We start from the raw sequence: 13,786 nt of genomic DNA, 5'->3' as shown, positions 1-13,786 counted from the left end.
TATATTTTTTATCAGCAAACTAAAGTGTAAAACCTTCTCCAAGGTAGACACTACGGGCTTTCGGGTTTTCGACAATTTCTTGCGGCGTGCCGGAAAGAATTATCTGTCCCTCATAAACAAGGTTCGCCCTGTCACAGATAGTTAATGTTTCTCTAACGTTATGGTCGGAAATGAGTACGCCCATCCCCTTGTCACGCAACGCGCGGATAATATCCTGAATATCATCAACAGCCAGCGGGTCAATCCCTGCAAAAGGTTCATCAAGAAGAATGAATTTCGGGTCACGGATCAATGCGCGGGCAATCTCAAGGCGTCTGCGCTCACCACCGGAAATATGCATAGCGTGTGTATCGCGGATATGGGTAATACCGAACTCTTCCATTAATTCTTCTTCACGCCTTTTTTGATCAGCACGAGAAAGACTGGTCTGTTCCAAAATCAGCTGCAGATTTTGCGACACTGTTAATTTTTTGAAAACAGAACTTTCCTGAGGAAGGTAGCTGAGTCCGATTCTGGCTCTTTCGTGCAGCGGCCAGTCGGTGACCTGCATGTCATCTACACGTACAACACCCGCATTGGGCTTAACGATTCCGATGAGCATGTAGAAGGTTGTAGTCTTACCGGCACCGTTCGGGCCAAGAAGTCCCACAATTTCACCCTGCTCCATCTGGAGGTTGATATTGCGGACAACTTCGCGTTTGCCATAAATTTTACAGAGCCCTTCTGCTTGAATTACAGACATTACTTTTTATCCGCCTTACCAGGAGCTGAGAAAATCGCTTCAACAGGATTGCTTGAAGAACCAAGTACTTCGCTCCGGTTTTCTTTTACCCAGAACTTGATGACGTTACCTGTGATTGTGTTTTTACCTTCACTCAGTTTAGGTGAGCCTGTCATTGTGAGCAGTTCGTTATCCAAAGTATAGGTTGCAGTTTCACAGGTGCCTGTACGGTTTTTTTCCATTTTAATTCGTACATTGCCCTGTGCGACAATTTTTTCAAGCTTTCCAGCATCAACACCGGTGGCTGAATCAGACTTTGGAGCACTGCTGTCGCTTCGCAGATGTACAGTAACTTTATTTGCCCACATATCTGCTTGAGGATGCTTTACAACCACATTTCCCAGAAACACAACGGTCTGACCGTCTGCGCTGTAGGTCATCTTCTCAGAGGTTACTTTAACATCATCCATGGCTGGTGCAGCAAAGGCAGCACCGGTGATACTCACAAAGCATAAGGACAGTATCAGAACTCGAAAAAGAGTTTTCATTATTTTTCTCCACCAGTTACATCTTTCAATTTAGCTGCGCGAAAATTAACGGTTACATTTCCGGTTGCTGTAATCTGGTTATTTTTTAGGTTCCAGTTTGCGTCATCAGCAGAGCCATTAAATCCGTCACCGGAAAAGGTCACACTACCTGTCATGAACAGCATTTTCTTTTTGTCTTCAAAAGAAAGTTCACTGCTTTTGATGGTTCCCTTTTCGTTTGTCACTGTAACATCACCCCATAATCGGGCAATGCCTTCACGTTGGTTAATGGTTCCGTGCGGCGCAACAATGTGTACTCTGTCCCTTTTAGGTTGAACGAAGTACACAATGTCTGGTTCTGCAAGGTCAATAATACTTTCGTCTTTCTGATACCAGCCATTGCTGGCTTTGAGTGTCCACAGCTCCTGGCCGTCTTCACCTTGTTTCAGTTCGATGCCTTGCAACGAGAGGTCTACATTTGTTTTAGCGTCGTTGCCAATGGCGTCGCTGACTTCTTCTGCAATCTGTTGTTCAACAGAAGTTTGCAGATAGTAGAGTCCGCCGCCAAGTAAGGCTAGTGACACACCCCAAATCAACCATTTTCTCATTTATCCACCTATGGAATTAGCAATTCCCTCAAGTTTTCCTTGAGCATTCATAATAAAGTTTAGCGCCTCGCGGACAGCACCATGGCCTCCGCTGGCTTCTGTATGTAGTACGGCAATCTTTTTAACTTCGGGCATGGCGTTTGCCACAGCTATTGGCAGCCCCACTTTGCGCATCGGAGGAATATCAATCCAATCATCACCGACATACGCAATTTGGTGCCAGTCTAGATTGTACTTCTCTTTGATTTCTTCGATGCACGCTACTTTTTTAAGATGCCCTGCGTAATAGTCAACAATGCCCAGATCATTCATTCTTGTTGCGACTGATTTTGCGTCGAGGCCTGTGATAACTCCGACAATAAGATCGCATGCCTGTGCGGCTTTGATGCCTAATCCGTCAAGCACATTAAAACGTTTGGTTACGTTTCCGTCGTGATCATAGTATAGCCCACCATCCGTGAGCACACCATCACAATCAAGGATAATAAGTTTAATGTCCTTGGCAAGAGCATCAGCTTTCATAGTTCATACTCCAGAGCGCGGAAAGATCACGAAGAAGATGTGGTAATTTGTCCAGAGGCCAGCTGTTAGGACCGTCGCAGAGGGCGTTGTCAGGATCTGGATGTGTTTCGATAAACACGCCGTTAACACCTGCGGCCACTGCGGCACGGGAAAGGCGTGGAACAAAGGAGCGGTCCCCGCCGGAACTGCCGCCCTGTCCTCCCGGAAGCTGAACAGAATGAGTAGCGTCAAAAATAACCGGTACGCCGTAAGACTGCATGATCGGGAACGAACGGAAGTCTACAACAAGGTTGTTGTATCCGAATGAAGCTCCGCGCTCAGTCAGCATGATATTTTTGTTTCCGGTTGAAAATAACTTGTCCAGTGCAGGTTTCATATCCCACGGAGCAACAAATTGACCCTTCTTAACATTAATAACGCGTCCGGTTGATGCTGCGGTGATAAGGAGACTGGTCTGGCGGCACAGGAACGCTGGAATCTGTAGAACGTCAGCCACTTCTGCTACTGGTTCAGCCTGCTCCGGCTCATGGATATCAGTAACAACTGGCAGTCCGGCTTCTTCTTTAATTCGAGCGAGCCATTCGATGCCTTTGGCTAATCCCGGGCCACGGAAGCTGGAAAGCGATGTACGGTTCGCTTTGTCGTACGAGCTTTTAAAAATAGCCTTCAGACCAGCTGCTTCTGCTGCTTCTTTTACCGCGTGGGCAGTGTCCAGAGCAAGTTCAAAGCTTTCAAGGGCACAAGGGCCTGCAAAAACGAAAGGTTTTGTTGTCAGTTCTGCATAGAGTGCAGAACCGTTTTCGATATGTTTCATGTTTCGGTAATCCTGTTTGGGAATGTAAAGCGTAAAATTACTCGAATCAAAGGGGGATTGAAAGAGAAAATCGGGACATGCGATGCGCATGCCCCGATTTTTTTAATACATACTAACGAGATACACCTTTGCCATGTCGAGGCTCAGATGGTTCAACGCTTATTTGCTGTTTGCTTTAGAAGCTTTGATAAACTCACGGAATAATGGATGCGGGTTCATCGGTGTGGATTTGAATTCCGGATGGAACTGACAAGCAAGGAACCACGGGTGATCTTTTACTTCGACAATTTCAACAAGAGTTTCATCCGGAGATACACCGGAGAAGTTCATACCGGCTTCTTCAAGTCGTTTGTAGTACGCGTTGTTGAATTCGTAGCGATGACGGTGACGTTCGGAAATCATCTCTTCACCGTATGCGGTAAATGCATTGGTTTTAGAACGAACTTTACATGGGTAGGCGCCAAGACGGAGTGTGCCGCCTTTGTCAGTGTCTTCATCACGCTTTTCAACAGCTTCTTTGCGGAAGTCATACCATTCAGTCATGAGGTAGATGATAGGCTCTTTGGCATTTTCATCAAACTCAACTGAGGTAGCATCTTTAATACCAAGTACGTTGCGGGCATATTCAATAACAGCCAACTGCATACCGAGGCAGATGCCGAAGAATGGAACTTTCTTTTCACGTGCATAGTTGATTGCAAGCATCTTGCCTTCAACACCACGATGGCCGAAGCCACCAGGTACGAGAATCCCGTCCAGACCTTTAAGTTTTGAAGAAACATTCTTAGTAGTAATTTCTTCGGAGTTTACGTACTCAAGCTCAACAGTAACACGGTTAGCCAGGCCGCCGTGTACGAGTGCTTCGTGTAAGCTTTTGTACGCTTCTTTCAGGTCAACGTATTTACCGACGATGCCGATTTTAACGTTGCCTTTAGGGTTATTAAAGTTGTGGAGCAGATTCTGCCAAGGAGCAAGATCCGCATTTTTTGCAGGGAGGCGAAGCATGATTGCAATCTTTTGGTCGAGACCTTCGTCGTAGAAAGCAAGTGGTACTTCGTAAATGTTTTTCACGTCTGCACAGGAGAAAACTGCGTCGCGGTCAACGTTACAGAACAGTGCAATTTTGTGCTTGAGGTGATCGTCGATCGGCTTTTCACAACGACAGATAATCATGTCCGGCTGGATACCGATAGAACGAAGTTCTTTAACACTGTGCTGTGTAGGCTTTGTTTTGTGTTCACCTGCTGCTTTAAGGTATGGAACCAAGGTCAGGTGAATGTACATGCACTGCTCGCGGCCAAGGTCAGTACGGAGCTGACGGATAGCTTCGAGGAATGGAAGACCTTCGATATCACCAACGGTGCCGCCGATCTCGATGATTGCTACGTCAAGGTCGTCACTTGCAAGACTGAGAACGCACTTTTTAATTTCATCAGTAATATGCGGGATAACCTGTACAGTGCCGCCAAGGTAATCGCCACGACGTTCTTTGGTAATTACTTTGTGGTAGATGGAGCCGGAAGTGTAGTTGTTTTTCTGAGAAAGAGGAACGTTGAGGTAACGCTCGTAGTGACCGAGGTCGAGGTCAGTTTCAGCGCCGTCATCCGTTACGTATACCTCACCGTGCTGAAACGGGTTCATGGTGCCCGGGTCAACGTTGATATAAGGGTCGAGTTTTTGGATGGTTACACTTAAACCTCTGGCTTTAAGGAGCACACCGATTGATGCTGCTGAAAGGCCCTTCCCTAAAGAAGATAAAACCCCACCAGTAACGAATATAAACTTAGTTTTCATTCTTTCTCGCCTACGACGTAATTATTAAAAATTAGTTAATGACACAGGTTACGTATATTTGTTTCGAACGTATCTCGTCCGTATACACTTTTTTTAGAGTTACGTCAGCCGTTGACTGTTCTCGATGACATAACTATAACTATCAGTCCCGAATTATTAAAACGGTGACTTTTTTTTTGCTTTCAAAAACCGTGAGTCACTACCCGAACTAAACGGGTAAGTAAAGCGACTTTTTGTAAAGCCCCGTGTTAATCTTTTTTTAGGAGAAACTTGAGCAATGACCCAGGTAAATACTCTGGTAATTACCGGCTATGGGACGAACTGCGAGGTTGAATGCGCACACGCTGCTAAAATTTCTGGAGCAGATCGCGTTGAGATTAAGCATTTTTCAGATCTTATTTCCGGTGACACCAGTTTAACAGATTTCAATTTTTTGATTCTGCCGGGTGGTTTTCTTGATGGTGATGATCTGGGTGCTGCTCAAGCTGCCGCAAACCGATGGCGGCACGCAAAAACAGAGCAAGGCGAACCTCTTCTTGACCAACTTAAAACCTTTTTTACCAATGGCGGCATTATTTTTGGCATTTGCAACGGTTTTCAGCTGCTTGTAAAGCTTGGATTATTGCCTGCAATTGACGAATTGTATTTTGAGCGTCAGGTTTCCTTATCTCATAACGATTCTGCCCGATATGAAGATAGATGGGTGCATCTTGCAGCAAATGCAAAAAGCCCGTGTGTTTTCACAAAAGGTGTTGAAACGTTGTACATTCCTGTGCGTCATGGCGAAGGAAAAATTATCGCCAAAGACGAAGCAACTCTTGCGGCTTTGCAGGAAAATAATTTGATTGCCCTGCAATATATTGATCCGGAATCCGGTGAAGTGACGCAGGAATACCCTATGAACCCGAATGGTTCTCCTTTGGGTATCGCAGGATTGACAGATCCTTCCGGACGTATCCTCGGCATGATGCCGCATCCGGAGGCATATAACCACCCTACTAACCATCCGAGCTGGACAGCCGGTAAGACTGCAGAGCTTGGAACTGTATTGATTAAAAACGGCATAGACTATTTGAAGAGTCTGTAGCAGCTGATTGATAGTATCTAGTTGGCTCCGGCTCTGGTCGGAGCCACTATTTTATTTTCAGGAGTGGATATGATTCCCTGTTTTATTTGTAAGAAAGATTCGATAGGCGGCTTTACCTATGGGCTTCCTACCACTCCGTTGACACAGCATGTGGGTCTGTGTCCTGAACATAACACGCTGGAAAATAAAAAAGCTGCCATCTTACACTGGATTGAAACTACGCAGGCTAGCGTGGCTGCGTTTAATGAATCCAACTTAGCCCGCTATGCAGAGCCAGTTGAATACTCGTTGACCGTGTACTATCAGGCAGGAGGCACAGCAAGCTTCCGCTGCATGAAGTGGAATGTCCCTGATCAGGCTACATTGCAGGTACTGGGCATCGATGGCCAAAGTACTTTTATTCCTTTAACGCATATTGAGCTTTTTGAAGTGATGCCTGTTAACGATCCTAATAAATACACTCCACATACGAACGTCAAAGAACGATACTCTATTGTTCAGGGTGTTCCCACCTTAGACACATAGTTTTTTTGTAACAACCTTCTGAAGGGTTGAATACCAGCAACCTGACTTCGCTGTTGCATCTAGCACTGCAATAATGATTTGTATCTTCTTTGATGATTCCTCCCATATTATTTTAGGTAGACAAAGAATACATTACATTCTCTTTTATGCGTAAGCATTATACCTAAAAACTATCTGCTTAACTTCCATAACAGTATGCACACTCCGTTGTAAATTTTTGGTTATGAATTTTTTTCTCCTAAAAATATTCATAATTCAAAGAACACAGTATGCATGCGCTTAACGCTACTGCGACAATGCGTTTACGTGCACGCATTGCATGCATGTGTGGTAAATGTTAATATTGAACTTCAAAGTAACTCGATTTTTCCGTTGACATAGAAACTCTATATGCTGAATTAGTATGTGTATTATTTAACATATAATTTGTTTATAGAGGTTGTTATGAGTAAGAAATGGCTTTTTCGAGTATGTGCATTATTTTTACTTCTCTTTGGTTTAATTTGCACCCCGAATTTTTCGTTTGCTCAGCCTTCTGGAAAATTAGTTATTTTCCATGCAGGTAGCCTTTCTGTTCCTTTTGCTGCAATGGAAAAAGCTTTTGAGGCAAAATATCCTGATGTTGACATTGAACGTCAGGCAGGTGGCTCCACTAAACTTGCCCGTCTTATTTCTGAACATGGCAAAAAAGCAGACATTATGGCATCTGCCGACTATGTAGTGATTAACAAGAACCTTGTTCCTCAATTCGCGTCATGGAATGTGCGTTTTGCATCTAACCAGATGGTGCTTTGTTATACTGATAAGTCTCGATATGCAGGAAAAATTACTGCTGGGAACTGGTATGACATTTTGCAGAAAAAAGACGTTGCATGGGGACACTCTGACCCTAACCTTGATCCTTGTGGGTACAGAGCGTGCATGGTTCTGCAGCTTGCAGAAAAGTTCTATAAGATTAATGGGCTGAATGCTAAGCTAGTGGCAAATCGTCCAGAAAAAAATGTTCGCCCTAAGGCTGTAGAGCTTATTGCCATGCTTAAATCAGGACAGCTCGATTACGCATGGGAGTATAGATCTGTTGCTGTGCAGCATGGCTTGAAGTTCATCACCCTTGACCCGCATTTGAACCTCGGCGACTACAAGCTTACTCCATTCTATAAAAATGCTGTGGTTGAGGTGACTGGAAAGAAGCCGGGGACGGTTATCAATCGTAAAGGTAAATCCATTACGTACGGCATCACAATGTTAGACGACGCTAAAAACAAAGAAGCTGCAGAATTATTCCTTGCTTTTTTGTTTTCCCCTGAAAATGGGTTAAAGACTCTTAAAGATATGGGGCAGCCACCATTTATTCCAGTTCGCACTACTGCGGACGGTATGAGCAAGCTCCCTCTCTCTTTAAAAAATGTTGTTGAAGTGCGCGAATAAGCTCTCGCATCTGCATGTTCAAGAAGGGGGAAGAACTACTAAACAGGTTCTTTCCCTTTTTTTTACGATTAATGCAGTCAATAATCAGAAGTAGCCAGACAGGATAAAGGTTGTATATTGCTTCCTGTGGTGAACTTTTGTATTTTGATAACAGGATGTTTTATTACGTGACGTAAGCGTTACCCTGAGTATTGAAGGAGATTTTTGAAATGAATATGAACAGCATCTACATTATGTTTATCGCTATTTGTATTGCTGGCGGGTTGTACCAGTTTTATCCTGTTTTTGTGATGCAATACATTGATACAATTGTTGTTGCCTTTGCTGCGTTGGCATATTTGTTATTTGTTAGACCATGGTTAAAAGCAAAATTAACTACGCCTAAAAACGACCAAACGATTCCCCCAAATAACCAATCGGATAATACTGAAAAAAAGGGATAGTGCTATGCACTATCCCTTTTTTATTTTACTAAAATATAAGTAAGTTTTTTTTACAAACAGCTTAGAAAAAAGTCCGTATGGAATAACATTACATTTTTTTCATCTTTCTGTTCGTTTTTTGTTTCGCTTACCTTTCTATCTTGCCCTCCAGCCTCCGCTCGTACAGCGAGGACATAAAATGGAGAATTGGATGGAAAAGAACACCCCGGCGTTTCGACGCTTCACGTATATCTTAGTCTTACTGCTTACCCTACTGCTTCTATATATTATTTGGGTAACGCCCAGACCTGACGTGCAAATAAAAGAAACTCGTTTCATCATTGCTGGCATACCAATCAAAGAGCGATGCATCAGTTGCCATAATCTCCAAAAACATTCTGCCGTATCCGGACATTCGATTACAGGTGAATCCTGCACTGCATGTCATGATGGAATCGGGATCGGAGTAACAAAAGAAATTGCGCATTCTCGTACTGCTCAAGTTTCTGTGCCTAAGACTGTTGCCGGTAAAAACTGGCGTGCGGTTCTACGTACAGGTGACACAGTTCCTGATTTACCGAAAGGTTTTACCGGAGAACATGCACAGCAACTTTTAGCAGGTGGAGATACATCTGCTGCGTGCATCCGATGCCATTCCCCGCTTTCGCTTAACCCAGACTTGCCTGTTGTAAAAGGTTTTACAGCGTTTAGCGAGGCAGGTTGCGCTCAATGCCATGCTATTTCAGGAACATCTTCAGGTGCTACCGGCCCTGCTCTCGACACAATCGGTGATGTTTTGTCGCTACCTACGTTGAAAAAAAGAATCAAAATCCCACAAGCCGTCTTATATAGCAGAATGCCTGTACTCCTGTTAACTGAAGAGAAAATCCACAATATTGCGCTGTTTTTAAAGGGACAATCTAAAAAGTATTTGCGTAAAACGGCATATATAATACCGCAAAAGAGCATGGATACTATTGAGGGAGCAAACTGCCTCAGTTGTCATACCGTAAACGAAACCGGAAATACTGTTGCTCCTGACTTGAGTTTCATTTCATTGCAACGAAGCAGTGAATGGGTGACAAAATTCATTGCCAGACCTTCTCAGATGCGTACAGGCGCTCGCATGCCATCCTTTTTGTTGAGTAATGCATCTCTCTTGCAAAACAATCTTTTTTCAAAAACAGGAACCCTTTCACTACCTTCGTCTCCAGCTCGTCAGTATGCACAATTATGTGCTCCTTGCCATGGAGAGAAAGGAAACGGTTTGGGTGAAGTTGCGCATAACCTTACTTCGTCACCTCGAAGGTTTGAGGGAAATGCTGAATATTTCCGGCTGCAAAAAACAAAAAAACTTCGTGTATCATTAGAACAGGGAATTCAAGGCACATCCATGCCGCCTTTCAACTCTGTTATTACAGAAACAAAGTTGGATGCCCTTCTGCAATACGTGCTGGATACAAAAGTCACTCCCCTGCCGTTTGTGGAAATTACAGATATGCATGTTCCTGTGAAGCAAAAAGCAAGTCGGATTTGGGGAGAAGTGCTTTACATACTGAACTGTAAAAAGTGTCACGGAAGCGATGGAGCAAAAAGCTCACGGTTGATCACAAGGAAGGAGTATCCACTTCCTCGGAATCTGGCTGATACAGAATATATGAAGCAGTTGAGTGATGCAGATCTATTCAAAGCTATTTCCAGAGGGATTCCGGGTACACGTATGAAAGCCTACGGGATTCATCTTGCAGGAACTTCTATCAGGGTAAAGCGTTCATTTTCACCAGTTTCAATATGGTCTCTTGTTGATAAAGTAAGGAATTTTTCAAATGTGCAACACTAAAGAATCCCGACGGAAATTTCTTAAAAAAGCTGTGCAAGTAGCTGGAGTCGCGACAGGGTTAGGGTTAACCGGTACTGTTGCAGGGCAATATATTGCTTTTCCAAATACTATTGTTCCAGTGTTAAAAAAATCGGTAGGAATGCTTGCGGAAATACCTCAGGGGATTTCTACGTATCGTAACTTTCAGGTAGCGATAATTCGCAATAATGATCACGTAACAGCAAAAAGTCTTGTCTGTACCCATTTGGGCTGTATTGTCTCTGCTTCAACCAAAGGCTTTACTTGTCCTTGTCACGGAAGCCGTTTTGATATGCAGGGTAATGTTGTCAGCGGCCCTGCTCCTAAAGCTTTGGTCAGCCTTCCTGTTGAAGTTTCTGCACAGGGAGAAGTTTTTGTCGATATTGGAACAATGTTGAGCTAGGCGGGAGATATTCATGGCAGTTCAATCAAGAGGGTTTTGGGCACATATTCATGCTCCCAAAGTATATTCCCGTTCATTATGTTTTACAGCTACGTTTGGTCTGGGAGTCGGGCTACTTTCCTGCATGCTGCTTCTGTTTTTTACAGGAGCTCTTTTGCTCTTTACGTACATTCCTTCAATGCAAGGCGCTTATAGTTCGCTTCAAGAAATCACTTGGAGTTATCCTTACGGCCATTTTATTCGCACCGTGCACAATATTTCAGGTACTGTGTTTGTTATTCTCCTTGCGCTTCATTTTTTCAGAGTCCTATGGGCAGGTGCATATGGAGGAACGCGATATAAGAACTATGTAATAGGGGTAAGCTTAATGGGGCTTGGGCTTTGTACTTTTGTGACAGGGTATATTTTACCTATGGATCAAGTTGCTTATTGGGCTCTGACCGTTGGACTTACCCTTCTGGAGTATTTTCCTGCCGGAAATTTCCTGAAGCACCTCGTGCTTGGTGGAGCTACCATCGATACTCCAACTGTTGTCAGGCTTTATTTTATGCATGTTGCGGTCTTCCCTTTGCTGCTTGTTCTACTTTCCTTTCTGCATTTGTGGCGTGTCAGGAAAGATAACGGCCTTTATGTTCAATCTAAAAAGCATTCTGTACAAAAGCTTACTGCTGACCCGCATGCGTATATACGTGAAGCAACGCTTTTTATAGTAACAGTCATAGCCATCCTGCTTATTGCTCATTTTTTTCCGGCCAGCTTGGAGCCACGAGCAGCTCCATTATACCCTCCCAACCCTGTTAAGGCCATCTGGCTACTAGTTGGTACACAGGAGTTATTAAGTTTTTCTGTTTTTTGGGGTGGTGTAATTCCAATTGTCCTTTGTAGTATCTTTTTTGTTTTTTACCCGCGCGTTGCCTGTGATCAATATGGACATCCAATCCAGTCACGCCGGTATTTTTTATTCAGCACTGCCATTAGTGTTACGGCTATCTATATTGGATGCACAATAGTTGCTATTTGGTTTAGAGGCCCTAATTGGCTCCTGCTTTATTAGGCATAAAAAAACCGCCATGATCAGGCGGTTTTTTTATGTAGTATCATATTATTCAGGATTCTATTGAGCTGTCTGGGTCACATCCTTATAATCCGGCTTGGTATCCCACATGGGGACTGTTTTTATCTTTTTATCCGGCTGAGTACTAAGGAATTTTTTCAGATCTACAATATTGAAATTTTGATTATTGTACGTTCTGAAGTAGCATTTGAGTGCCTTGAAATCGTAGACCATCGTCCACTGTGTATAGTCAGCTACTGCATCTGTTTTGGGAGCTACAGCCAGCCCTTTTGCTATCGAAATATTGTTGATGAGCATCATGGCCTGATTCACCGCTGCGTCTGCATCAGTCACTTTTTCTGCTGCGTTACTATAGAGAGCTGCGCGAATGAAGCGTGAGGGAGGTGTTAAGTCCCCTGGTAATCCAAGCATACCTGAACCTTCGCCAGTGCCTTCAACTGTGAGTCCATTTATTTTTTGTGATTCAACATTAACAGGGGTCAGGTTGACGTAAGTAGAAAGGTTTTGCAGATGCCATGTGAATTGAGGTGAATTAGTAAATACACCAACTTTATTTTTCATAACTTCAGGAGGGGCTTCTTTGCTTAATGGTTCAATGACGATTGCATTCCCTTTTTGATCGAGCACTATCCAGTGAAGTGGTAAGACCATTTTTAATGGCTTATACTCCACATTAACTATTTTAATTTCTTGTAACTTGTTACGGACATCTTCAATAGTAGCACATGTGCCTAGAATAAGTGCGCTTATCATTTCCGGTGCAACGGATTTGCTCGCCTCAGATTTTGTGAATTCAGGATATTTTGCATTTTCAGGGAACCAGAATGCACCAATATACAATCCTTTTTCATTCATCCCTTCTACAAACATGTTCTGGTCAAATGCATTGGGGCCCAAAAAGGCATAGTTGTTTTCCCATGCATATCCTGTGTCAGGAGTATTACCCGACCACTTTTGCCCTTTGGGAACTAAAAGAATGTTAGATTTCAATGGAGAGCCGAACTCCATTGTACGGGCGAATGTAACTGAACCGTCAGTAGCCTGTACTTTTATACCTGTGCAGGCTTGCACCTGGGCTGAATGAAAAAAGAAGACTGCGCAACATGCTATACTTACAAATAAATTTAATTTTCGCATTGAGCACCTCGTTAGTAAAGTGATAGCCAGTTTTAGCACAATACTGAGGCTAGATTCGATGATATCTGGAAATGGTGAAACTAAAAAAAGAGGAGCACACTGTGCTCCTCTTTTTTTATAGTGCTTCAGCGGGCTGCATTCTTCTTTGTAGTATATGGCACAAGATGTAAACAATTGGGGTGTCCAACAAGGCGATGACCATTTTTACCAACCATTGTCCGAGAATTATCTCGCCAACAGGTAATATTCCCCAGAAAGCAATGCTCACAAATATAGTTGAATCAAAAAGCTGGGAAATGACTGTAGAAAGGTTGTTGCGTAACCATAAGTGCTTCCCGCTTGTTTGTTTCTTGAGGAGATGAAAAAGCCAGATATCATGTTTTTGGCTGACGAGATATGCAATGAGCGAGGCTGTGACAATGCGTGGTGTGCTGCCAATAACCGCGGCAAAGCTATCCTGTCCGCTCCAGAACGGTGCAGAAGGCCATATGACAGCAAGCCAGGCTATGGCAGAAGTCATGACTAATGTGATGAAACCGCATTGAACAATTTCATTGGCACATTCTTTTCCCCATACTTCGCTTACAACGTCTGAGATGAGAAACGTGATTGAGTAAGCCAGAACACCGGCAGGTACGGGAAATCCAGCTACCATAATAATTTTGCTCGAAATGAGTGCCGCAACAACAAGTCCGCCTATAAACAGGCTTATCAGCAAAGCAAGTGCCTTGCGGTCAAAAGAATTCATACTAACTTTCCTTGGATAAACAGTCCAACAGATGGGCAATGCAGCCCTTCGCGATCGGGGAAACAGCCCCGGGCGAATTATTACCAGCGAATCACTTGCCATTTGCCTGCAGTGAAG

Annotated in this window: 15 protein-coding genes; 7 read left to right on the top strand and 8 right to left on the bottom strand. The window is 43.6% G+C overall.

The window, feature by feature from the left end; all coding sequences use genetic code 11:
• Positions 1-19 precede the first annotated feature (19 nt).
• The 6 genes from lptB to SP90_RS10790 all read right to left on the bottom strand — a co-directional run bounded on the left by lptB (position 20) and on the right by SP90_RS10790 (position 4,986).
• Positions 20-742 carry an LPS export ABC transporter ATP-binding protein gene (gene lptB, locus SP90_RS10815; protein ID WP_066855801.1) on the bottom strand — a complete coding sequence of 241 codons (723 nt, stop codon included), beginning with the start codon at positions 740-742 and terminating at the stop codon, positions 20-22.
• Positions 742-1,269, bottom strand: coding sequence for an LptA/OstA family protein (locus SP90_RS10810; RefSeq protein WP_082936400.1), 528 nt, complete (start codon positions 1,267-1,269; stop codon positions 742-744). The genes lptB and SP90_RS10810 overlap by 1 nt, the downstream gene beginning before the upstream one ends.
• A complete protein-coding gene (gene lptC / locus SP90_RS10805; RefSeq protein ID WP_066855798.1) occupies positions 1,269-1,856 on the bottom strand; it encodes an LPS export ABC transporter periplasmic protein LptC in 588 nt (195 codons plus the stop codon). The genes SP90_RS10810 and lptC overlap by 1 nt, the downstream gene beginning before the upstream one ends.
• Positions 1,857-2,378: a KdsC family phosphatase gene (locus SP90_RS10800; protein ID WP_066855795.1), complete on the bottom strand. Its 522-nt coding sequence runs from the start codon at positions 2,376-2,378 to the stop codon at positions 1,857-1,859.
• Entirely contained in the window at positions 2,368-3,192 is an 825-nt protein-coding gene (gene kdsA, locus SP90_RS10795; protein WP_066855792.1) for a 3-deoxy-8-phosphooctulonate synthase, read from the bottom strand. Before kdsA ends, SP90_RS10800 begins: the two co-directional genes overlap by 11 nt.
• A gap of 159 nt (positions 3,193-3,351) precedes the next feature.
• On the bottom strand, positions 3,352-4,986 hold the full coding sequence (locus tag SP90_RS10790; RefSeq protein ID WP_066855789.1) for a CTP synthase: 1,635 nt from the start codon (positions 4,984-4,986) through the stop codon (positions 3,352-3,354).
• A 277-nt stretch (positions 4,987-5,263) separates the two neighbouring features.
• Here SP90_RS10790 and SP90_RS10785 point away from each other — a divergent pair, with 277 nt between their 5' ends.
• The 7 genes from SP90_RS10785 to SP90_RS10755 all read left to right on the top strand — a co-directional run bounded on the left by SP90_RS10785 (position 5,264) and on the right by SP90_RS10755 (position 11,763).
• Positions 5,264-6,073, top strand: coding sequence for a phosphoribosylformylglycinamidine synthase subunit PurQ (locus tag SP90_RS10785; RefSeq protein ID WP_066855786.1), 810 nt, complete (start codon positions 5,264-5,266; stop codon positions 6,071-6,073).
• A gap of 69 nt (positions 6,074-6,142) precedes the next feature.
• Positions 6,143-6,598: a hypothetical protein gene (locus SP90_RS10780; RefSeq protein WP_066855783.1), complete on the top strand. Its 456-nt coding sequence runs from the start codon at positions 6,143-6,145 to the stop codon at positions 6,596-6,598.
• A gap of 444 nt (positions 6,599-7,042) precedes the next feature.
• Positions 7,043-8,026, top strand: coding sequence for a tungstate ABC transporter substrate-binding protein WtpA (gene wtpA / locus SP90_RS10775; RefSeq protein ID WP_066855780.1), 984 nt, complete (start codon positions 7,043-7,045; stop codon positions 8,024-8,026).
• A gap of 209 nt (positions 8,027-8,235) precedes the next feature.
• Complete coding sequence (locus SP90_RS10770; protein WP_066855777.1) at positions 8,236-8,469, top strand: hypothetical protein; 234 nt, start codon at positions 8,236-8,238, stop codon at positions 8,467-8,469.
• Positions 8,470-8,659: 190 nt separating this feature from the next.
• Complete coding sequence (locus SP90_RS10765; RefSeq protein ID WP_066855774.1) at positions 8,660-10,288, top strand: c-type cytochrome; 1,629 nt, start codon at positions 8,660-8,662, stop codon at positions 10,286-10,288.
• Positions 10,275-10,709, top strand: a complete 435-nt coding sequence (locus tag SP90_RS10760) for a QcrA and Rieske domain-containing protein (protein ID WP_082936398.1) — start codon at positions 10,275-10,277, stop codon at positions 10,707-10,709. Before SP90_RS10765 ends, SP90_RS10760 begins: the two co-directional genes overlap by 14 nt.
• A 13-nt stretch (positions 10,710-10,722) precedes the next feature.
• On the top strand, positions 10,723-11,763 hold the full coding sequence (locus SP90_RS10755; RefSeq protein ID WP_066855770.1) for a cytochrome b N-terminal domain-containing protein: 1,041 nt from the start codon (positions 10,723-10,725) through the stop codon (positions 11,761-11,763).
• 60 nt (positions 11,764-11,823) lie between these two features.
• On the opposite strand, the gene SP90_RS10750 is transcribed toward SP90_RS10755, so the two are convergent.
• The gene (locus SP90_RS10750) at positions 11,824-12,921 is read right to left on the bottom strand and encodes a linear amide C-N hydrolase (RefSeq protein ID WP_082936397.1); all 1,098 of its coding nucleotides are present in this window, start codon (positions 12,919-12,921) and stop codon (positions 11,824-11,826) included.
• Between the two features lie 115 nt (positions 12,922-13,036).
• Complete coding sequence (locus SP90_RS10745) at positions 13,037-13,669, bottom strand: queuosine precursor transporter (protein WP_066855767.1); 633 nt, start codon at positions 13,667-13,669, stop codon at positions 13,037-13,039.
• Positions 13,670-13,786: the final 117 nt, after the last annotated feature.

The organism is Halodesulfovibrio spirochaetisodalis, from assembly GCF_001672295.1.
GTDB classification, from domain to species: Bacteria; Desulfobacterota; Desulfovibrionia; order Desulfovibrionales; family Desulfovibrionaceae; genus Halodesulfovibrio; species Halodesulfovibrio spirochaetisodalis.
This window is presented reverse-complemented; position numbering and strand designations above follow the sequence as displayed.